This window comes from Stenotrophomonas sp. STEN035 (assembly GCF_056759935.1).
Window position 1 is genome coordinate 1 of record NZ_JBRRDY010000034.1, and the last position, 21,157, is coordinate 21,157.

General features: G+C 65.2%; 19 protein-coding genes and 1 pseudogene. 11 read left to right on the plus strand and 9 right to left on the minus strand.

Annotation, left to right across the window (positions count from 1 at the left end; all coding sequences use genetic code 11):
* Nucleotides 1-244: 244 nt before the first annotated feature.
* The 5 genes from hemF to ACVOLL_RS16460 form a co-directional block, all read right to left on the minus strand.
* Nucleotides 245-1,141: an oxygen-dependent coproporphyrinogen oxidase gene (gene hemF / locus ACVOLL_RS16440; RefSeq protein ID WP_481513862.1), complete on the minus strand. Its 897-nt coding sequence runs from the start codon at nt 1,139-1,141 to the stop codon at nt 245-247.
* Between the two features lie 46 nt (nt 1,142-1,187).
* The gene (locus ACVOLL_RS16445) at nt 1,188-2,744 is read right to left on the minus strand and encodes a hypothetical protein (protein WP_481513863.1); all 1,557 of its coding nucleotides are present in this window, start codon (nt 2,742-2,744) and stop codon (nt 1,188-1,190) included.
* A gap of 16 nt (nt 2,745-2,760) precedes the next feature.
* On the minus strand, nt 2,761-3,339 hold the full coding sequence (locus ACVOLL_RS16450; protein ID WP_481513864.1) for a hypothetical protein: 579 nt from the start codon (nt 3,337-3,339) through the stop codon (nt 2,761-2,763).
* A 40-nt stretch (nt 3,340-3,379) separates the two neighbouring features.
* Entirely contained in the window at nt 3,380-3,811 is a 432-nt protein-coding gene (locus tag ACVOLL_RS16455) for an NUDIX hydrolase (protein ID WP_481513865.1), read from the minus strand.
* 210 nt (nt 3,812-4,021) lie between these two features.
* Nucleotides 4,022-6,388: a S9 family peptidase gene (locus ACVOLL_RS16460; protein ID WP_481513866.1), complete on the minus strand. Its 2,367-nt coding sequence runs from the start codon at nt 6,386-6,388 to the stop codon at nt 4,022-4,024.
* 380 nt (nt 6,389-6,768) lie between these two features.
* Between ACVOLL_RS16460 and ACVOLL_RS16465 the strand changes: the two genes are divergently transcribed.
* The 3 genes from ACVOLL_RS16465 to ACVOLL_RS16475 all read left to right on the plus strand — a co-directional run bounded on the left by ACVOLL_RS16465 (nt 6,769) and on the right by ACVOLL_RS16475 (nt 10,636).
* Nucleotides 6,769-8,163, plus strand: a complete 1,395-nt coding sequence (locus ACVOLL_RS16465; RefSeq protein ID WP_481513867.1) for a cytochrome ubiquinol oxidase subunit I — start codon at nt 6,769-6,771, stop codon at nt 8,161-8,163.
* Nucleotide 8,164: 1 nt separating this feature from the next.
* Nucleotides 8,165-9,178 (plus strand): cytochrome d ubiquinol oxidase subunit II, encoded by a 1,014-nt coding sequence (gene cydB / locus ACVOLL_RS16470; protein WP_481513868.1) that lies wholly within the window; start codon nt 8,165-8,167, stop codon nt 9,176-9,178.
* Between the two features lie 111 nt (nt 9,179-9,289).
* Nucleotides 9,290-10,636 (plus strand): AMP-binding protein, encoded by a 1,347-nt coding sequence (locus ACVOLL_RS16475; RefSeq protein ID WP_481513869.1) that lies wholly within the window; start codon nt 9,290-9,292, stop codon nt 10,634-10,636.
* A 77-nt stretch (nt 10,637-10,713) separates the two neighbouring features.
* Here ACVOLL_RS16475 and ACVOLL_RS16480 read toward each other — a convergent pair whose 3' ends face one another.
* A complete protein-coding gene (locus tag ACVOLL_RS16480; RefSeq protein WP_481513870.1) occupies nt 10,714-11,724 on the minus strand; it encodes a chorismate transformation FkbO/Hyg5 family protein in 1,011 nt (336 codons plus the stop codon).
* A gap of 199 nt (nt 11,725-11,923) precedes the next feature.
* Between ACVOLL_RS16480 and ACVOLL_RS16485 the strand changes: the two genes are divergently transcribed.
* From ACVOLL_RS16485 to fabG, 8 genes are all read left to right on the plus strand, one after another.
* Complete coding sequence (locus ACVOLL_RS16485; RefSeq protein ID WP_481513871.1) at nt 11,924-12,193, plus strand: phosphopantetheine-binding protein; 270 nt, start codon at nt 11,924-11,926, stop codon at nt 12,191-12,193.
* 5 nt (nt 12,194-12,198) lie between these two features.
* The gene (locus tag ACVOLL_RS16490; protein WP_481513872.1) at nt 12,199-12,921 is read left to right on the plus strand and encodes a ketosynthase; all 723 of its coding nucleotides are present in this window, start codon (nt 12,199-12,201) and stop codon (nt 12,919-12,921) included.
* 49 nt (nt 12,922-12,970) lie between these two features.
* Nucleotides 12,971-13,270 (plus strand): ApeI family dehydratase, encoded by a 300-nt coding sequence (locus tag ACVOLL_RS16495; RefSeq protein WP_481513873.1) that lies wholly within the window; start codon nt 12,971-12,973, stop codon nt 13,268-13,270.
* The gene (locus tag ACVOLL_RS16500; RefSeq protein ID WP_481513874.1) at nt 13,267-14,214 is read left to right on the plus strand and encodes an LpxL/LpxP family acyltransferase; all 948 of its coding nucleotides are present in this window, start codon (nt 13,267-13,269) and stop codon (nt 14,212-14,214) included. Before ACVOLL_RS16495 ends, ACVOLL_RS16500 begins: the two co-directional genes overlap by 4 nt.
* Complete coding sequence (locus ACVOLL_RS16505; RefSeq protein ID WP_481513875.1) at nt 14,147-14,803, plus strand: LolA-related protein; 657 nt, start codon at nt 14,147-14,149, stop codon at nt 14,801-14,803. The genes ACVOLL_RS16500 and ACVOLL_RS16505 overlap by 68 nt, the downstream gene beginning before the upstream one ends.
* A 65-nt stretch (nt 14,804-14,868) precedes the next feature.
* Nucleotides 14,869-17,139, plus strand: a complete 2,271-nt coding sequence (locus ACVOLL_RS16510) for an MMPL family transporter (protein ID WP_481513903.1) — start codon at nt 14,869-14,871, stop codon at nt 17,137-17,139.
* Nucleotides 17,126-17,557: a hotdog family protein gene (locus ACVOLL_RS16515; protein ID WP_481513876.1), complete on the plus strand. Its 432-nt coding sequence runs from the start codon at nt 17,126-17,128 to the stop codon at nt 17,555-17,557. Before ACVOLL_RS16510 ends, ACVOLL_RS16515 begins: the two co-directional genes overlap by 14 nt.
* Nucleotides 17,558-17,587: 30 nt before the next feature.
* Nucleotides 17,588-18,319: a 3-oxoacyl-ACP reductase FabG gene (fabG, locus tag ACVOLL_RS16520; protein ID WP_481513904.1), complete on the plus strand. Its 732-nt coding sequence runs from the start codon at nt 17,588-17,590 to the stop codon at nt 18,317-18,319.
* A 10-nt stretch (nt 18,320-18,329) separates the two neighbouring features.
* On the opposite strand, the pseudogene ACVOLL_RS16525 reads toward fabG, so the two are convergent.
* The 3 genes and pseudogenes from ACVOLL_RS16525 to ACVOLL_RS16535 form a co-directional block, all read right to left on the minus strand.
* Nucleotides 18,330-19,118 (minus strand): annotated as a pseudogene (locus ACVOLL_RS16525) (glycosyltransferase family 2 protein).
* On the minus strand, nt 19,111-19,905 hold the full coding sequence (locus ACVOLL_RS16530; RefSeq protein ID WP_481513877.1) for a beta-ketoacyl synthase chain length factor: 795 nt from the start codon (nt 19,903-19,905) through the stop codon (nt 19,111-19,113). The pseudogene ACVOLL_RS16525 and the gene ACVOLL_RS16530 overlap by 8 nt, the downstream one beginning before the upstream one ends.
* Before the next feature lie 5 nt (nt 19,906-19,910).
* Complete coding sequence (locus ACVOLL_RS16535; RefSeq protein ID WP_481513905.1) at nt 19,911-21,110, minus strand: beta-ketoacyl-[acyl-carrier-protein] synthase family protein; 1,200 nt, start codon at nt 21,108-21,110, stop codon at nt 19,911-19,913.
* Nucleotides 21,111-21,157 lie beyond the last annotated feature (47 nt).

Below are 21,157 nucleotides of genomic sequence, written 5' to 3' on the forward strand. Positions count from 1 at the left end.
TGCGACGACGTGGATTATGTTGACCTGGCGCTGCTGTAACCCACCGCCAACATCACCATCATTCTCAATAAAGACTGGTTGGGCCGAGCCAGGCTCGGCAAAGGTGTTGTAGGAGCGGCGTAAGCCGCGAAGCTGGTGGTCCATCCGATTGCAGGCATTGCCGCGATTTCATTCTTGATGGCTTCGCGGCTGACGCCGCTCCCACAAGGCTGCGTGTAAAGCCCCTGCCGAGCATGGCTCGGCACTACAGCCAGTCGCGCGGGACCAGGTATTCGGCCAGGCGCGCTTCGTCGCTGCCGCTGTCGGGGGTGTATCCGTACTCCCAGCGCACGCGCGGTGGCAGGCTCATCAGGATGCTCTCGCTGCGGCCGCCACTCTGCAGGCCGAACAAGGTGCCGCGGTCGTAGACCAGGTTGAACTCGACGTAGCGGCCACGGCGGTATAGCTGGAACTCGCGCTCACGTTCGCCATATGGCGTGTCCTTGCGGCGTTCGACGATGGGCAGGTAGGCATCAAGGAAGCCGTCGCCAACCGCCTGCAGGTAGGCGAAGTCGGTTTCGAAGTCAGCGTGCAGGTCGTCGAAGAACAGGCCGCCAACGCCGCGCGTTTCATTGCGGTGCTTGAGGAAGAAATATTCATCGCACCAGCGCTTGTGCGCGGCATAGCGGTCTTCGCCGTAAGGCGCGCACAGTTCGCGTGCAACCCTGTGCCAGTGCTGCACATCCTCGTCGAAGGGATAGAACGGGGTCAGGTCGAAGCCGCCGCCGAACCAGGCCGCCACCGTCTTGCCATCCAGTTCGGCCTGGAAGTAGCGCACGTTGGCGTGGGTGGTCGGCAGGTAGGGGTTGCTGGGGTGGAATACCAGCGACACGCCACAGGCGCGCCAGGACGCTCCTGCGAGCTCTGGGCGGTTGGCGGAGGCTGAGGGTGGCAGGCGGGTGCCGGCGACGTCGGAGAAGCCGATGCCGGCCTGCTCGAACACCGCGCCATCGCGCAGGATGCGGGTGCGGCCACCGCCGCCTTCGGCGCGCTGCCAGCGGTCCTCGTTGAAACGGGCCTGGCCGTCGGCCTGCTCGATGGCGGCGCAGATGCGGTCCTGCAGGCCGGTCAGATAGTCGCGTACGCGGTCGAATTCGTTCATGTGCGTACTGTAGCGCGGGCCGCTGCCGCGGCCTGCGCCCCAGGCCCTACTTGCGCAGCGATTTGCCCTTGCTGGGCGGCGCCGGTGCGTCGGCGTCTTCTTCGTTGTCGAGGTCTTCGGCGGCGCGCATCAACTGTGCACCCAGGCCGGCCATTGCCCAGTTGGTGGTCTCGTAGACATCGCAGGCCACATGGGTGCCCTTGCCGTCGCGCTTGCAGATGGACAGCAGTTTGCCGGGGATGTCTTCGTCGCCGGTGTTCTCGTAGACGCTGCGCAGGTTCTCACAGCCAACGCGCACACCGGCCTGGCATAGCTTCTGGTAAGCCGGCGCGGCTGCCTGCCAGTCGCCGGCCAGCGCATGGCGGTGGCCAAGGGTATTGCAGCCCTGTAGCTTGCCGCTGTCGCAGCAGGCCTGCGGATCACTGCCCACTGGGCAATCCTGCGGCAGCGGCAGTTCGACGAATACCTTCGGTGCGCTGCACTGCTTGTTACCGCCAGTGCGTTGGTAAACGGCATAGCGGTTCCAGCTGTCGATGCCGAGCAGGCCGCCGTTGCGCAGCGGCTTGAGCACGAAGTCGCCACCCTTGTCGTGGCGGATATGGATGGCGCCATCCTGCAGGCGTGCGCGCAGCTCGCTGCCCATGCCCATCGTGACCAGGCCATCGTTGCCGAAACCGAGCTCGTCCATCAGGCCGGTGCTGGCCTTGTAGTCGCCGCAGGGCAGGCTGCTGGCGGGGCCGACTTCAAGGTCGGTGGCGCTCAATGCAGCCAGCGCTTGTGCGCGCTTGCAGGTCATCTCGTCGGCGCCGGCCTTACAGGCCAGCTGCAGCGCATCGCGCGCGGGCAGGTAGCGCCCGGCATCCCAGTGCGCGTCGGCGACCTCGCTGCAGAAGCCTGCATCCGGGTGACTGCGGCACAGCTGCAGCAGTTCATTCAAACGTGGCTCGGGCAGGACCGCGGTGTTGCTGCTCAAGGCACCGGCCAGCGCCTTGGCCATGGCGATGCCGAGGACTTCCTTGGCCGCTGCCAGGCAGGCCGCTTCGTTGTACTGCGGGTTGCCTTCCTTGCAGACGGCAGGCTCTTCCAGATCCGGGTCCGGCGTTGCGGCCTGTTGTGCGGCCTGGGCCTCATCGCGGTAGCTGGACAGCAGGCGCTCGCAGGCGAAGGGCAGGTCTTCCTGGCACCACTGGCGCAGCTGCAGCGGCGTTGCTGCGCTGGCATTCTCGATGCAGCTGTCGATATCGGCACGGCAGCTGCCTGCGGCCGGCGTAGGCGCGGTTTTGCAGCTGCTGCTGGCAGCCAGCACGTAGTCGCCAAGGCTGCCGGTGATGCGTTTGCCGTCGCGGCTGAGGCTGTATTCGGTGCTGAAGCCATTGGATACGTCGGCAGCATGCAGGGTGTTGCCCTGCTGGCGGATCACGTACTGGGTGGGTGCCAGCCCTTCATAGCGCATCGAAGCCTGGCTGCTGCTTTCGATCACGAAGCGGGCCGAGCCCTGTTCGGCGGTATAGCTGCCGCAGCTGAGGTTGGCCGCAGCGGCCGGTAGCGCGCTCAGCGCGAGCAGGCCGCTGGCGAGGGCGGACAGGTAACGTGGGACGGACATGCAAACTCCGGGGGACTCAACGAAACAGGGCGCGAACGTCGGGGCGACGCAGCTTGATCACCAGCCACGCATGCAGCACGGCCAACGCCAGCGCGGCAGCGATGCCGGTGATCAGCGAAGTCCACAGGCCAACGCGCAGTTGCACGCGCATTTCCAGGCCTTGTGGTGAATTGAGGAAGTCGGCAGGCACCATCGCCTGCATGCTCTCGAACATGCCGTGGATCAGCGGCAGGAAGGCGAAGTTGGCCAAGGCCACCAGCACCAGAAAGACGATGAAGCCGATCCGGCCCCATTCGCGGTGCTTGAGCAAGGCCCACGACACCGCCAGAAACGCGATCGACAGCAGCAGGCCCAGCACGCTCAGCGAGAGTGCGTGCTCACCGAGCCAGAGCATGCCTGGGGTTACCGGCAGGCCTTCGTTCTGCATGGCCTGCAGGATGTCCAGGCGGCCCATCAGGACCACTGCCAGCAGTTGCAGCAGGCTGCAGACAATGGCCAACGCAGCCATCACCAGCGAGAGCTTGGCGGTGACGGCGATGAACGAGGCCGCTGCGGAGGGCGTGGCCGGGATTGGTGGGAGCTGGGGTGAATTCACGGTGGCTCGCTACGGATGTTCTGGTGGATCGTTCCTGGGTTCAGTCGGCTTTCTTTGAGGAGGACAACGCGGCGCACGTTGCAGGCAATACATGCAGCGCACTCAGCGGCGCGAGCTTCACGCCGTGCGGTGGCTGTAGCGGTATCCACTTCAGCTCGGCAATTTCCGCCTGCACCTGCGGCATGCCGATGATGCTTACCAGGAAGGATTCGCCCTGCACACGGCGGCCTGGTTCGTTCACGGCAAGGTCTTCGAAGCTGCCAAGTGCCAGTGCACTGCTGCTGTCGACGTGGACACCGAGCTCTTCGTGGAGCTCACGTGCCAGGGTCTGCAATGCATCCTCGCCGGGTTCGCGCTTGCCGCCGGGCTGGATGAAGGTATCCGAGCCATGCTTGCGCACGACCAGCACGCGTTGCTGCGGATCGAGGATGACGGCGGTGACGATGCGGATGGGGTTTTCTGCGGTGGACATGTGCTTCCTGCGGATAGGGCTCCGTGTGGGGAATGGTACTGGAGGCTTGGGTGGCGGTGGGGTGCTGCGTAGGCAGGAGCGGAACAAGATCAAGATCAAGATCAAGATCAAGAGCACCCCTCCCCAACCCTCCCCTTGGCTACGCCAAAGGGAGGGAGCAAAGCCTGACCCACAAACAACAAGGGCGCCTCGCGGCGCCCTTGTTGATGCTTACTTCAGTTCCTGTTCGAACAACTTGAGGATGCGCTTGTACTGGTCCAGCCAGGAATCGGCACGCGTATAGCTGTGACGCTCCAGCGGGTAGGGCGCGATCGACCAGTTGTCCTTGTGCAGCTCGATCAACTTCTGGGTCATGTTGACCGAGTCCTGGAAGAACACGTTGTCATCCATCATGCCGTGCGCGATCAGCAGGTTGTCCTGCAGGCCTTCGGCATATTCGATCGGCGAGGAGATGCGGTAAGCCTCCGGGTCGATGTCCGGGGTGTTGAGGATGTTGGCGGTATAGGCGTGGTTGTACTGGTGCCAATCACCAACCGGGCGCAACGCCGCACCAGCCTTGAACGTACCCGGCGAGCGGAACAGCGCCATATAGGTCATGAAGCCGCCGTAGGAGCCGCCGTAGATGCCGGCATGGGCGCGGTCACCCTGCTTGGTTTCCACCAGCCAATCCAAGCCGTCCAGATAGTCATTCAACTCCGGATGGCCCATGTTGCGGTAGATGGCGGTGCGCCAATCGCGGCCATAGCCTTCGCTGCCGCGGTAGTCCATGTCCAGCACGATGTAACCCTTCTGCACCAGCAGGTTGTGGAACATCTGCTCGCGGAAGTAGGTGGGATAACGCGCATGCACGTTCTGCAGGTAGCCGGCGCCGTGCACGAACATGGCGATCGGGTACTGCTTGCCCGGTTCGAGCTTTTCCGGGCCGTAGTACTTGGCCCAGACATGGCCGGCACCGTGCTTGGATGGCACCTGCACCATCTGCGGCTGCACCCACTCGCGGGCCTTGAACTCGGCACTGCGGGTGTCGGTCAGCTTGCGTGCTTCGCCGCCGCTGGTCGGCAGCACCGCGATCTGCGCAGGCAGATAGGCCGCGGAATAGCGCACCAGCAGCTGCTGGCCATCCGGCGACAGGCTGAAATCTTCCACGCCATCGAGCGCGGTCACTTCGCGCACGGCACCGCCGTTGGCGTTGACGTTGCAGACTTCGTAGTCGCCCGGCCACTTCTGGTTGCAGACGAAGTAGAAGCTGTTGCCGTCGGCGCTGATCACCGGAGCCGAGGTTTCCCAGTTGCCCGAGGTGATCGCCTTGGGCTTGCTACTGCCGGTCTGCGTGTACAGGTGCGAATAGCCGGATTCCTCGGACAGCAGCCACAGAGTGCGGCCATCGGGCATCCAGCCGTAATCGTTGAAGCCCCAGTTGATCCAGCCGCCGTCGGTCAGGCGGTGGCGGTTCTCCAGGCGTGCGCTGCTGGCGCTGGTGGTGGCGATCCAGCGGTCCTTGTTGTCGTTGGCGCGCAGCATCAGTGCGGCCTGGCTGCCGTCGGCGTTCCAACGGATGCCGCCGCCCATGAACTCGCTCATCAGTTCCAGCGGACGATTGCCCTTGAGCGCGTCCTTGCCGGCCTTGCGGCGCAGCTCGGCCAGCGGATCGGTGGCGATGCCGGGCAGGTTGTCCAGCGACAGCGCTTCGACCTTGCCGGTTGCCGCATCGGCCAGCCAGAACGCATGCGGCTCGGGATTGTTGCGGCCAACGCGGGTGCGGGTGTCTTCGGCTTCTTCGTAGCCGGACTCGGTCACGTACAGCGGCATCTTGCCGCCGCGGCCTTCCTCGTAGCCCTTGGGCTTGGTGACCACGATCAGGTGGCGGGCATCGGGCGACAGCGCGCTGTCGACGATCTCGACATCGGCGCCGAGGAAGATCGGTGCCGGCGCACGGGTCGGGTCGGCCTGGCGCCAACGCTCGCCCTGCTCGCGCAGTTCCTCGCGCTGGGCGCGATCGGTGCGCAGGGTGGACAGGGTGCGCATCTGCTGGTCGCGCAGTACGTCGGCCTTGGGCGCGTCGGCCGGATTCTTGTCAGCCTTCAGCTGGGCGACCTGGCTGGTGATGTTGTTGCGCGGATTCCAGTGGAACCAGTTGTTGCCCACTTCCCAGATAACGCCGCCGTCGCTGGCGAAATTGACGCCACCGGCACGCTCGTTGCTGCGGGTCAGCTGGGTCAGCGTACCGTTGCGCAGGTCGCGCATGAACACGTCGCCGTTGCGGACGAAGGCCATGCGCTGGCGGCTGCTGTCATAGACGCGGTCGGCGGCATCAAGGGTGCCGCGCTGGTCATCGGCGACCTGTTGGCCAACGCCACCACTCACCGGCAGGCGGAAGCTGTCGCGGACCGCGCTGCCCTGGCGCTTGAGCGTGTATTCGACCTGCTGGCCGTTCCACGACCACCAGGCCGATTCCACCGGCGGCCCGATCCAGTCCGGGTTGGCCATGGCCTGCTCGATGGTGATCGGCGTGGGCGCGGCATGGGCGCTGCCGAAAGCGGTCAACAACAGCAGGGACAGGGGCAGCAGCTTGGGCATCATTGGGCACCGGTGAAGAGAACTGGCCAAGCGTAGCAGCAGGCCAATGCGGCGGGCTGGGCCACAGGTCATGGAGGCAGGGTTCGGCGGGTGAGCTGCCGGAATCGGCAATGTTTCGGTTGCCTCGAAGGGCGGTGGCAGAAGCGTAGTGCCGAGCCATGCTCGGCAGGGGCTTTATCGGTAAGGCTCCAGCCGAGCATGGCTCGGCTCTACCGGGCCAGCCAAAAGCTGACCCCTCCCCAGCCCTCCCCTTGGCTGCGCCAAAGGGAGGGAGCTACAGCTGCTGCGACTTTTTGACGCACTGCGACATCCGGTCACATCCGTTCTTAACCAATACCGGACCAGAATCGCCCCAATTAAAGAGTCGCGGAGAAGCGCCCGTGGAAGCGCTGCTGTTGTCCCGGATCCAATTCGGATTCGTCGTCAGTTTTCATGTGCTGTTTCCGGCCTTCACCATCGGTACGGCCAGCTGGCTGGCCTTCGTCGAATGGCGTTGGTTGCGCACCCGCAATCCGGTCTGGCGCGAGTTGTTTTTCTTCTGGCAGAAGATCTTCGCCGTGTCCTTCGGCATGGGCGTTGTCAGCGGTATCGTCATGGCGTTCCAGTTCGGTACCAACTGGCCGCGACTGAGCGAAGTGGCCGGCACTGTGATCGGCCCCTTGCTTACCTACGAGGTGCTGACCGCGTTCTTCCTGGAAGCAAGTTTCCTCGGCGTGATGCTGTTCGGCTGGGAAAAGGTCTCGCCGCGCCTGCATTTCTTCTCTACCTGCATGGTGGCATTGGGCACGCTGTTCTCGACGTTCTGGATCCTGTCTTCCAATAGCTGGCTGCATACGCCGGCCGGTTACACGTTGGTTGATGGCATCGTGCACCCGCAGGATTGGTGGCAGATAGTCTTCAACCCATCATTCCCGTATCGCTTGGCGCATATGGCGCTGGGTTCGTTCATCACCACCTGCTTTGTCATCGGCGGTGTCGGTGCCTGGTATCTGCGCCGCGGTGTGCATGTGGAAGCCGGTCGCAAGATGTTGGTGGCAGCCGTCGCATTCGCTGCTTTGACGGTGCCGGTGCAGATATTCGTTGGTGACATGCATGGCTTGAACACGCTGGAACATCAGCCGATGAAGATCGCGGCGATGGAGGCGCACTGGCATGAAGCCAAGCCCGGCGAAGGGGTGCCGCTGGTGGTGTTCGCGGTGCCCAATGAAAAGGAAGAGCGCAACGATTACCAGATCGCCATTCCCAAGCTCGGCAGCGTGATCCTGACCCACAGCACGGACGGTACGTTCGCGCCGCTTACTTCGGTGCCGGCCAGCGAGCGGCCGCCGGTGGTGCCGGTGTTCTATGCGTTCCGCATCATGGTCGGGATCGGTTCGTTGATGTTGTTGGTGGCGTGGATCTCGGCCTTCCAGCTATGGCGTGGGCGTCTGCTGGAATCGAAATGGCTGCTGCGCGGCTGGAACTGGATGCTGCCCAGCGGTTTCGTCGCGCTGGTGGCGGGTTGGTTCGTCACCGAAATGGGCCGGCAACCGTGGGTGGTTTATGGCGTGCTGCGTACCGCTGATGCAGTCGGCACGCAGAGCGTGTGGATGACGGTGTTGTCACTGGTGGTCTACGTGATCGGCTATCTGTTCGTGTTCGGCTGGGGCATCTGGTACCTGGTCAAGATCATGCGCAGTGGGCCCAAGCCACATGACCTGCCGCCGCGCGACGACGGCATGCATACCCCCGCGCGGCCGCTGTCCGGTGTCAATGAACCGCTGGAGGAACGCTGACATGGAAATGACAACCTGGCTGCCGGTGGCATGGTTCGCGGTGATTGGCTTCGGCGTGCTGATGTACGTGGTGCTGGATGGCTTCGTGCTCGGCATCGGCATCCTTGCGCCATTTGCCGAGGACGAGCAGCAGCTCGACGTGATGATGAATACCGCCGCGCCGATCTGGGATGGCAATGAAACCTGGCTGGTGCTCGGTGGTGCCGGCCTGATGGCGGCGTTTCCCAAGGCATATGCGGTGTTGCTGTCAGGCCTGTACCTGCCGGTGCTGCTGCTGGTGATGGGCTTGGTATTCCGCGGCGTGGCCTTCGAGTTCCGTTTCAAGGCGCATCGTTCGCGCGCGCTGTGGAGTGTGTCATTTGCGATGGGCTCGCTGCTGGCGGCGTTCGCGCAGGGTGTGATCCTGGGCGCGCTGGTGCAGGGGCTGCCGATGCAGGATGGGCATTACAGCGGCGGTGCGTTCGGTTGGTTCAGCCCGTTCTCGATGCTGACCGGGGTCGCGGTGGTCACCGGCTATGCGCTGCTCGGCAGCACCTGGCTGATCCTCAAGACCGAGGGCCGTGAACAGGCCCTGGCGCGTTCGCTGACGCGGCCGCTGATGGTGGCGGTGATCGTGTTCATGGGCCTGGTCAGCACCTGGCTGCCGTTCCTGCAGTCGCGGGTGATGGAACGCTGGTTCAGCGATGGCAACTTCTGGTGGCTGTCGCCGGTGCCGCTGCTGACCCTGGCCGTGGCGGTGGCGCTGTGGCGCAGCGCCATGCATCCACGGCGCGACCTGCCGCCGTTCCTGCTGACCCTGGCGCTGTTCGTGCTGGGCTTCATTGGCCTGGTGCTGGGCATGTGGCCCTACCTGCTGCCGCCGCACCTGACCCTGTGGCAGGCCGCTGCGCCTGCGTCGTCACTGGGCTTCAGCATGGTCGGGCTGGTGCTGCTGCTGCCGGTGATCCTCGGCTATACGGTGTGGTCGTACCGGGTGTTCCGCGGCAAGGTGACGGCCGAAACCGGCTATCACTGAATCTGGGGACTTGGCCCGGCTTGCCAGCCGGGCCTTGCAGGGCCAAGCTGGCCGCCCTGTTGTGGCTGCCGTCGCGATGGGTCATCCATCGAACGAGGTCGTGGTCGTCGCATGTCGGTTGTTTCCGAGCAGTTGTCATCTCCATCCCGTCATCCGCTGGCCAATGGTGAGCTGCAGCGCTTGTTGGCGGTCGGCCCAGGTCAGTCGATCGACCTACGGACCTTCTTCGAGCAGGTGCGGGCAGTGGCTGGGCTGCTGCCGGTCGGTCAGCACGCGGTCAACCTGTGTGAAGACCGGTATCGCTTCCTGGTTGCGTTCTGCGCGGTAGCGCTGCGCGGCCAGGTGAACCTGCTGCCATCGTCGCGTGCGCATGCGGTAGTGGCTGATGTACAGCAGCGTTATCCGCAGACCTATTGCCTCAGTGACGATGCCCTGCAGCCGTTGCCAGCAGGCAGCTTTGTGCTGCCCGCCGAACTGCCGCGCCTGGATGGCGAGATTCCGCAACTGGCGGCCGATCAACTGGTGGCGATCGGTTTCACTTCCGGCAGCACCGGCGCGCCCAGCGCCAACAACAAGACCTGGGGTTCGTTCCTGAGCAGTACCGCGCAGAACCTGCAGGCCTTGCAGAGCCTGTGGGGGGATGCACAGCCTGCGCTGGTGGCGACGGTGCCGTCGCAGCACATGTACGGCATGGAGATGGCGGTGCTGCTGCCCCTGCTGGCACCGGCGACGCTGCAGGCCGGGCGTCCGTTCTTTCCGCAGGACGTTGTGCTGGCGCTGCAGCAGGTGCAGGCGCCGCGCGTGCTGATCACCACGCCGGTGCACCTCAAGGCCTTGGTCGAATCGGGCGTGGGCTTGCCGCCGCTGGCAGGCATCGTCACTGCCACCGCGCCACTGTCACAGGAACTGGCGGCGGCTGCGGAACAGGTATTCGCCACCGAGGTGCGGGAGATGTTCGGCTCCACCGAGACCTGCATCTTCGCGCGTCGCCGTACGGCCAGCGAAACCGCCTGGAGCCTGCTGCCGGGCGTGCGTCTGGAGCCCCAGCCCGACGGCACGCGGGTGCATGCGGCGCATCTGCCCACACCCGTAAATCTGGCGGATCTGGTGGAACTGCTGCCGGGTGACCGCTTCGTGCTGCGTGGCCGCCGTGCCGACTTGCTGGAGATCGCCGGCAAGCGTGCCTCGTTGGGCGATCTCACCCGCAAGCTGCAGGCGGTGCCCGGCGTGGTGGATGCGGTGGTGGTGCAGTTGGAGCCCGAGCCCGGCCATGCGGTCGGCCGCATCGCCGCGTTGGTGGTGGCGCCTGAGCGTGAAGAGGCCGATATCCTGCGCGAACTACGCGAGTTCATGGACCCGGTGTTCCTGCCGCGCCCACTGCGCAAGGTGGCGGTGTTGCCGCGCAACGACACCGGCAAGCTGCCGCGTGACGCGGTACTGGCGCTGTTGCGGCACTGAGGCGGGGCTGTAGGACTGCAGCTGGCGAATCTGCAGTGAGCGCGCCTGTCACAGGCGCGCTTGTCGAAGGTACTTGATCAGGCGTCGTGGACGCCGTCGATCTCTACCCGCAAGTCGCGTCGGCATACCGCCGCATGCAACATGATGTAAGGCACCCCGGGTGGCAGATGCGCGGCCAAGGCTGCACGCACGTCGTCGATTTCAGTGGCGTCGCGCACGTAGACCTTGAGCCGGCTGCCGTCGCCGAACTGCGCCGGCAAACCCGGGCGGTGCGCGCGTGCCGCGCCGATCAAGGCTTCGAAATTGGCGAAGGTTTCCTGCAGCTGGCGCTCAGTGCAGTCGCCATGCAGGGTGGCATGGCCAACCACGCTGGCAGTGCCTGACAGCAGCAATGGCAAGCGACTGCCGCTTGCCGCCAGCATGGCGCGGGCGAAGCTCGGCGATTGCCGACCGTACTGGCGCGGATAACGGTAGGCGCTGACCTGACGCGGGTTTTCCAGCGGCGTGCCGGCCTCGCGCGCGGCCAGCCAGTAGACCTGCAGCACGCGCACACCATCGACCCGACCGATGGCGGTGGCAGCCGGCAGGGTGGTGGTGTCGATGGCACCGATGCCACGTGCACGGCCAACGCAGAATTCGCGGTAGCGCTCACTGTCGTCCTCGCCGTCGGTGATCGCGTCCAGGTAGTTCCAGATCCGCAGCAGGTGCGGATAGGCATGCGCCGGCAGGGCTTCCAGCATGCGTGCATAGGCATGCTCGGAGGCGCCAACGATACCGCCATGCTGGCTTTCATCGATCTGCAGCGCACCGAACATCAGCGCGCCGTCGCTGGCCCAGGCCACACCGTTGGCCTCGCGGCCGCAGCTGACCGGCTTGTCGCTGCGCCAGACTTCCAACTGGGCCACACCGTCTGGCTGCAGGCCTACCTGCAGATAGCGTGGGTCATCGCTGGCGGCAGCGCCGTCCCCGGCCTGGAAACCAAAGATCGCCAGCACCTGCGGATCAGCCAGCAGGGCTGGCAGCTGGACGGGATCGGCATAGTCGATCTGCAGCGCGGCGGCCGCCGCCGGAGACGTCTGGGCATTCATCTCAGCCCCCCGTGACATTGGCGGAACGGCGGTTGGCGTGCAGCTGGAATTGGCGGCGGGAGTGGAGCGGAAACGTCATTGCAGGGCGTATCGGGCATTGCAGAGACGGCAATGATACCCCGCGTGCTGGACCTGTCATGCTTGCGCAACAGTCGGCGATGCCGGATCGTTGCGGGTCTGATTTGCCGTGGATGTGGAAATGTCGCAACAAAATGAAGCCGAACGCGAGCTGGCAGGGCTGCTGGTCGAGAGCCTGAACCTGGAAGATCAAGACCCGGCCCAGATCGACCCGGAAGCAGCGCTGTTCAACGACGGATTGGGCCTGGATTCGATCGACGCGCTGGAACTGGCCCTGGCCATCAGCAAGCGCTACGGCTTCCAGCTGCGCTCGGACAATGAAGACAACCGGCGCATTTTCGGCTCGTTGCGTGCCCTGTCGGCTCATATCCAAGCCAACAAGACGGTCTGAACGGCGTGACCGCCGCCAGCCATGAACCCGGCCACGGGCCGGTGGCGCTGGCGCTGCGGGTGATCCTGCTGCTGGCCTATCCGGTGCTGTCGCACGTGGCCAGCCTGCGCAATGAAGGCATGTGGGCAGCGGCTGCGCTGGCCGGGCTGGTCCTGCTATGCCTGCTGGAGCCGCTTGCGCGACGCCAGTCTTGGGCGCTGGGCGTGCTGGCGGCGTGTTGTGCGCTGCTGTGGTGGCTGGGCGGCTCGGCTTGGGCGTGGATGCTGCTGCTGGCTCCGCCGGTGGTATTCCCGCTGCTGGTTGCGTGGGGTTTTGCGCGTTCACTGCTGCCCGGGCAGATTCCGCTGATCACCCGCATCGTGCAGGCGCTGTACGTGCGCGCCGGCATGCCGGTGACAGCCGAGCTGGAGCGCTATACGCGCCGCCTCAGCGGCGCTTGGGCGCTGGTGCTGGTGCTGTTGGCGCTGGTCAACCTGGGCTTGGCGATGAGCGTGGTGCCCGGTGGCCTGCTGGCTGCATTCGGCCTGCAGCCGTGGTGGCCGGTGACCCACGAGCAATGGTCGTGGTGCGCGAATATCGCCGATTGGGGGCTGATCGGTGGCTTCTTCGCCATGGAATATGCGGTGCGCTCGCAGTTGTTCCCGCATCGGCCTTACCGCAATGCCTGGGATTTCATCCGCCAGATGGGCCAGCTCGGCCCGGCGTTCTGGCGCGACCTGCTGCGCTGAACCGGGACGCGCCGGTATCCTGTCCGAAAAATAGCGGGTACAGAACGCCATGCACTTCAGCATTCCCTCCGATCATCCCTGCCTGCCCGGCCATTTTCCGGGCCGGCCGTTGGTGCCCGGGGTGGTTGTGCTGGAACAGGTGTTGTTGGCAGTGGCCGCGGCGAGCGGGCATGCAATTGGTGCATTGCGCCTGCCGCAGGTGAAGTTCATGGCACCGCTGCTGCCGGATGAGCAGGCCCGGGTGGAGCTGGAAGGGCAGGAGCCACGCTGGAAGTTCCGCGTCTTGCGCGAAGACCTGTTGCTGGTGCGCGGTGAACTGGTGCTGGCCGAAGGCGACGCCTGCGCATGAACGAGCCGGACTGGAAGCATCGTCCGGAAGGCGGCGGGCGCTTCGCCATCCGTTTGATCGGCGGCATCGCCCGTCATGGCGGGCGCGGCATCGCTCGTGCCTGCCTGTATCCCATCACTCTGTACTTTTACTGTGTACGCGGCACCGAACGGCGAGCCTCCGCCGATTACCTGCAGCGCCTGCGCGCTCGTCCGGCGCGGGCGCTGGAAGTGGCCCGGCATATCCACACCTTCGCCGCCACCATTCTTGATCGGGTGTTCCTGCTGGCTGGACGCACCGGCCTGTTCGACATCAGCAGCAGCGGCACCGAGCCCTTGCTGCAGATGTTGGACCAGGGGCGTGGGGTGCTGGTGTTCGGCTCCCACCTGGGCAGTTTCGATGCGTTGCGGGTGCTGGCCAGGATGCGTCCGGAGCTGAAGCTGCGGGTGCTGATGGACCGCGCGCACAACGCCGCCATTACCGAGCTGCTGGCCGAACTCGACCCCAAGCTCGCCGACTGCATCATCGATGCCGGGCAGGATGGCACCGCGATCGTGCTGGCCATCCAGCAGGCGCTGGAAGATGGCGCGATGGTGGCGTTGCTGGTGGATCGGGCACGTCCAGACGAGCCGTCCGTTGCCGCACCGCTGCTCGGCAGTACCGCAGCATTCCCGGCTGCACCGTGGTTGATCGCCAATGCATTGAAGGCGCCGATCGTGCTGGCGTTCGGCCTATACCTTGGCGGCAATCGCTATGACCTGCGCTTCGAGTCATTTGCCGAGGTGGTGGATATCCCGCGCCGCGGCCGGGCAGAAGCGCTGTCCACGCTTATCCACCGTTATGCCGGCAGGCTGGAACATCACCTGCGCGACGCCCCATACAACTGGTTCAATTTCTATGATTTCTGGCATTCCCAAGACCGTGCGACTGCTGCCGATGCTGCTGACAGGTCTGCTGCTCAGTAGCCCGGCGCTGGCCGACGGCGTCGATGCGGCGTGGATACTGCGGCAACTGGCGCAGCCGGCACCGAGCCAGACCAGCTTCGTCGAACTGCGTGGCTCTGCACTGTTGAAGGAGCCGCTGCGGGTCGAAGGCCAGTACCGTCGCCCTGATGTCGGCACCCTGGTCCGCGAGGTACGCGCGCCATACGCCGAGACCACCACCATTGCCAATGGCCAGGTCAGCATCGCCCGCGCCGGCAAGCCGCCGCGCGTGTTCGCGCTGCAGCGGGTGCCGGAGCTTGCCGATCTGCAGGCCAGCTTTGGTGCGATGTTGGCCGGTGACCTTGCCGCGTTGGAGCGCAGCTACCGGCTGCAGGCCTCCGGCAGCGCCCAGCACTGGCAACTCCAGCTGACACCCAAGGCTGAGGCATTGGCCCGTCGCGTGCGCGCGGTGACCCTGCATGGCCAGAATGCGGAACTGCGCTGCATCGAGACCCAGCCGGCAAAGGGCGATGTGCAGCGCACCCTGCTCGGCGCTGCCGCCACTGCTGCGGCTGCAGTACGCGAGGCTGCCACATTGAATGGCCTGTGCAATACGGGCACCACGCGTTGAAGCTCTCGTCCACGCATCGCATCGGCCTGGCCATTGTCTGGTTGCTGCTGCTTGGCGTGCTGGGCATGTGGATCAGCAGCCGCATCCAGGTCAGCGGCGACCTGCGCAAGTTCATGCCCGATGCACGCACACCAGCACAGAAGCTGTTGTTGGACGAGCTGGGCGAAGGCCCGGGCGCGCGCTTGTTGCTGGTCGCACTGTCCGGAGCCGCGCCGGAGCAGCTGGCGCAGCAGTCGCGCGCGCTGCGCGAAGCGCTGGCTGCCGACGCCCAGTTCGAGCTGGTCGCCAATGGCGAACAGGCCGGGCTGGAGGCATTTCCCGAACGCCTGTTGCCCTACCGCTATCTGATCGATGCATTGCCGGCAGATGCGTTTTCCAGCGCCACCCTCGGCGAGGAACTGCAGGCGCGTCTGCAGGATCTGGGCTCGCCGGCGGGGGGCTTGATCGAACCCTTGCTGCCCTCCGATCCCACCCTGCAGGTGCTGCGGGTGGCCGAGGCCCTGCAGCCAGCCAATGCACCGCAGCGCATCGATGATGTCTGGTTCGACCGTGCCGGCAAGCAGGCCCTGCTGCTGGTGCAGACCCACGCTGCCGGCTTCGATCCCGGCGCACAGCAATTGGCGGTAGATACGATCAACAACCAGTTCGCCGCGATCGCCGCCGGCAGCGGCAGCCGCATCGAGCTGAGCGGGCCGGGCGCGTTCTCGGTGAAGATCGGGAACCGCACTGCCAGCGAAGCCGGCATGATCGGCACGCTGGATACCATCGGCATGATCCTGCTGCTGTGGTTTGCCTACCGCAGTTGGAAAATGCCGATACTCGGCTTTCTGCCGCTGGCCAGCGCCGGGCTTGCTGGCCTGTGTGCGGTGGCGCTGGGCTTTGATGGCGTGCATGGCATCACCATTGCGTTCGGCTTCACCCTGATCGGCGTGGTACAGGATTATCCCATCCACTTCTTCAGCCACCAGCGGCCGGGCCGCTCGGCCTGGGACAATGTGCGCGCGCTGTGGCCGACCTTGGGTACCGGCGTGATTGCCACCTGCATCGCCTATTTGACCTTCCTGTTTTCGGGCGTGGACGGGCTGAAGCAGTTGTCGGTATTCACCATCACCGCGCTGGCGACGGCGGCGCTGGCCACGCGCTATCTGCTGCCGGGTTTGATTGATCCGGCGACGCGTGATTTCGCCGACTCCGCGCGGCTGGCGCGACTGTGGCAGCACACCCAGCGTCTGCCGCGCCCACGCTGGTCACTGGCGGTTCTCGCTGCGTTGGCGGTGGCGGTCATGCTGCTGGCGCCTGGTGCATTCTGGCAGAACGATCTGGGACGGCTGACCCCGGTGGACCCACAGGATCTGCTACGCGATGCGCAGCTGCGCAGTGAACTGGGCGCACCTGATGTGCGCTATCTGATCACCGTGCGCGGCAAAGACGCGCAGGCGGCACTGGCTTCGAGTGAACGGCTGCGGCCGGCCTTGGATGCACTGGTCGCCAACGGCGCGCTGGAGCGATACGACATGGCTGCGCGCTATCTGCCCAGCGCAGCAATTCAGCGCCAACGTCAGCAACAGCTGCCTGATGAAGCCGCCCTGCGCGCGGCGCTGGCAACGGCGGTGGCGGCAACTCCGTTCATCGATGATGCGTTCGAGCCGTTTGTCGCCGATGTGCAGCAGGCCCGTCGCGCGCCACCACTGCAGCCGGCTGATCTGCATGGCACGCCGCTGGCAACGGCGGTCGATGGTCTGCTGGTTCAGGGCGAAGACCATGCCATCGCGCTGGTCTCGCTGAGCGGCCTCAATGATGTTGCGGCAGTGGCCAGTACCGCGCAGTTGCATGGTGCGCAGTTGCTGGACATGAAGCAGGCTTCCGAGTCATTGGTGGCCGACTATCGCAGCCGCGTGCTGGTAGCGCTTGCGGTTGCATTACTGCTGTTGGCGTTGACCGTGGGTATCGCGTTGCGCTCGCCACGGCGGGTACTGCGGGTGTTGTTGCCGATGTTGCTGACCACGTTGCTGGTGTTGGCGGTGCTGCGCGGACTGGGCGTGGAGTTGAACCTGTTTCACTTGATTGGGCTGATCCTCGCTGCAGGGCTGGGCCTGGACTACGGCCTGTTCTTCGAACACGCGGGCGACAGCCATGCCGATCAGCTGCGTACCTTGCATGGTTTGCTGGTGTGCAGCGTGATGACACTGCTCGTGTTCAGTCTGCTTGGGCTGTCGTCGATCCCGGTGCTGCGTGCGATCGGCAGCACGGTGGCGTTGGGCGTGGTCTGCAACTTCGTGTTGGCGCTGCTGATATCGCGGCACCCGACACAGGAGGTTGGCAATGCTGGGACGTGAAGAAATCCTGCAGCTGGTCCCCCATCAGGGTGGCATGTGCCTGTGGGACGAAGTGGTGAGCTGGTCAGGGCAGGACATCGCGCTGCGTGCTTTCAACCACCGTGCTGCAACGCATCCGCTGCGCAGCGGTGATCAACTGCGCGCGATTCATCTGTGCGAGTACGGTGCACAGGCGATGGCGGTGCATGGCGGTCTGCGTGGGCGCGAGCGCGGTGGTGCGGTAGTGCCGGGCGTGTTGGTGGCGCTGCGGGATGTGCAGCTGCATGTGGCGCGGATTGATGATCTTCCCGATGCACTGCAGGCCACCGCACAGGTACTGGCGGAGGGCGAGGGCAGCCAGCAGTACAGCTTCCGCATCCATCATCGTGGCCAGCTGCTGGCCGAAGGCCGCGCGGCAGTGATGCTGCAGCTGCCATGAACATTCAATAAGACGTAGCGGAGCGAACCCATCATGAGCATACGACGACGTGCGCTGGTAACCGGCGGCAGCGGTGATCTGGGCGGCGCCATCTGCCGCAGATTGGCGGCCGATGGCGCGCATGTAATCGTGCATGCCAACGCCAACCTGGAGCGTGCCGAAGCGGTGGTGGCACAGATCATCGCTGACGGAGGCAGCGCGCAGGCGCTGGCCTTCGATGTCGCCGATGGCGAGGCGGTAAGCGCTGCGCTGGAGGTGCTGCTGAGCGATGGCCCGATCCAGATCGTGGTCAACAACGCCGGCATCCACGATGACGCGCCGATGGCTGGCATGGACGCACAGCGTTGGCAGCGGGTGATCGACGTCAGCCTCAACGGCTTCTTCAACGTCACCCAGCCCTTGCTGCTGCCGATGGCGCGCACCCGCTGGGGCCGCATTGTCAGTGTGTCGTCGGTGGCTGCGGTGCTGGGCAATCGCGGCCAGACCAACTACGCCGCGGCCAAGGCTGGCCTGCATGGTGCGAGCAAGTCATTGGCGCGGGAAATGGCCAGTCGCGGGATCAGCGTCAACGTGGTTGCGCCCGGGGTGATCGAAGGGCAGATGGCGGCTGATGCTTTTCCGCTTGAGCTGATCAAACAGACGGTGCCCGCCGCGCGTGCAGGCAAGCCGGAAGAAGTAGCAGCACTGGTGGCCTTCCTGTGCAGTGATGCAGCGGGATACATCAATGGCCAGGTGATCGGTATCAACGGCGGCATGGGCTGAGCGCGGTGGCTCAGCTGCCGGCGTCGGTGCTGTCGATGATCGGCGGATTTCTGCGGATGGTGCGGTAGACGCGCCAGACGTGGCCATGGCGCAAGGCGAGCAGCACGATGTGGCTGGTGATGCGATACAGATCCTGCAGCGGCTTGAAGTGGCTGGGACGGAACTGCTCATCACTGTCGGCGCAGCGGTAGCGCGATTCGATCGGCACTGAAACGCAGCGCGTGCCGAGCTGGCGTGCCGCCGAAATGACTACTTGCGCTTCGAATACGAAGCCTTCGGCGGAGATGTCGCGCAGGGCGATCACGTCGGCCGGGTAGAAGCGCTGCCCGCTCTGACTGTCGGCCACCTGGTAATGCGTGCCCCAGGCGATGCCTCAGTCCCCGAACTCGTTGGCCAAGCGTCGGTACAAGGGCTGCGAGGCGCGTTTGCGCAGGCGCGCACCGATGATGATGCTGCCCGGATGGCGATTGGCGCTGGCAAGTAGGCGCGGCAGATCGGCGGCGACATGCTGGCCATCGCCATCCAGGGTAAGTACCCCGCGCAGGCCGCGTCGGCTGGCCTCGACAAAGCCGCTGCGCAGCGCGTGACCCTTGCCCATGCGCTGCGGATGGCGCAGCACGGTGACCGGCAAATCAGCAATGCAGTCGGCGGTGCGGTCGGTGGAACCGTCGTCGATCACGATCACGTGTGGGAAGTACTGCAGCGCGCCTTCGACGACCTGACGGATGCGCAGTTCTTCGTTCAGTGCCGGAATCACCACGGCAACGTTGTCGGTAGACAGTTGGTGCAGATCACTCATGGCGAATACTGATCTCCAACCATTGACTGGTGCCTGCACGCATCCACAGCGTGTCCTGATCCATCGCCAATGCTTCCAGCAGCGGTAGAACTGGATGCATTGCGTTGTCGCCGAACAGCTGAAGCAGCGGGCCTTGCTGGGTGCCCTGCGGAACCGTCAACGGAGCTTCGTCGTGCAGCTTGAGCTGCAGGCTGGGTAGACCCGCAGATGCGCTGCGTGACAGCACAAAGGCTGCGCCAAGCAGACCGGTGCTTGGCGACACCTCGGCTGCCGGGCCGCTGGCGTTGCCGTCGTAGGCAACCAACAGCACGGCTTCTTCGCCAGCATGCAGCTGCACCATGGCTTCCAGCAGACCCTGCACGAAGCTGTAGTGGCCGGCGCTGATGGCGGTGGCCGCAACATGCGCACCGGCACCGATGGTCCAGTAACCGGCGGCAGCGTTGTGTACCGAGTTGTGGAACTTGGTGGGCGAGATGGCGGCGGGATCAGTGGCCAACGTGGCGCACATGTAATCGGTGATGGTCAGCTCGCCGTGGGTGGAGGTGAATACCGACGGCAGCGTTGCCGGTGCACGGTCCGCCGCTTCACATGCGGCCAACGCGGCTTCGAGTGCAACCGCCACGGTGCCGGGCGCGCGCCGCCGCTCGTTGGCAGCCAGCAGCTGCGGCGATGGCCGCGCAGGCGGGTCGAGCGGGCGTTCGCCCTTGCGCATCCAGGCGCAGGCGCTGTCCCAGTCGGGCAGGCCCGTGCCCCAGAATCCCATGCCTTCCAAAGTTGCTTCCAGCATCTGTCTCATCCTGCCTTGCCGAACACCAGCGAGCAGTTGTTGCCGCCGAAGCCGAAGGAATTGTTCATCGCGTAGTTGATGTCGGCCTGGGCATTTTCGAAGCGGATCTGCGGGCCGCACGCCGGATCGGGAATCTCGCTGTTCAGCGTGCCGGGCAATAGTCCGTCGCTCAGCGCCAGCAGCGCGAATACCGACTCGACGATGCCGGCGGCACCCAGGGTATGGCCGGTCCAGCCTTTGGTCGAGCTGGCGTGAAGGCTTGGCGGGAACAACGCAGCAACTGCTGCGGCTTCGATGCTGTCGTTGGCTGGTGTCGATGTACCGTGCAGATTCAGGTAACCCACGTCGCTCGCATCGATGCCGGCGCGCTGCAGGGCAGCCTGCATGGCCAGGTGCGCACCCAGTCCCTCCGGGTGTGGGGCGGACATATGGTGAGCATCACTGGATTCGCCATAGCCGCGCAGCTGCAAGGGCGTGGCCGGGCCTGCCCCGGCGCGCTCAAGTACCGCGTAGCCACCGGCTTCGCCCAATGACAGGCCGACCCGGCGCGCGTCAAACGGCTGGCACGGCGTCGGTGCGACCAGCTGCAACGAGTTGAAGCCGTACAGCACGCTGCCGCACAGGGTATCCACGCCGCCGACCAGGGCGGCGTCGGCCAAGCCTGCATTGATCAGGCGTGCGGCTTGGGCGAAGACCTTGGCGCTGGATGAGCAGGCAGTGGCGACGGTTACACAGGGGCCGCTCAATCCGGTCGCTGCCTGTACGAAATCGCCCAGTGAATGCGGGGTATGAATGCGCGGGCGCTGCAGTTCCTGTGGAAAGTGCAGGCTGCCGTCGGCGGCGGTTTCCAGGCGGGCGTAGGCTTCTTCGGTAGCGCCGATACTGGAGGTGGACGTTCCCATCACCACCGCGATGCGCGAGGCTCCGTGTCGTTGGCGGACCTGCTGCAAGGCAGGCAGAACCTCGTCCTGCTGTAGCGCGAGCCAGGCCAGCAGGTTGTTCCGGCAGGAGAATCCGGCAAGGTCGGCGGGCAGGGACAAGTGCTCCAGGCCATTTACCCGCCCAATCCAGCAGGGCAGCGGATCGGCGCCGAAATCGTTGCGGCGCAAACCACTGTGGCGTCCGCGCAGGCCTTGTTGTTGTGCAGCCAAGCCCGCGCCCAAAGCCGTTGTCGCGGTATGGGCAAGGATGTTCAGCGGCGGCAGACGCGGCGGTGATGCAGGCAGCACGTTGTCTTCCAAGGATTCGACGG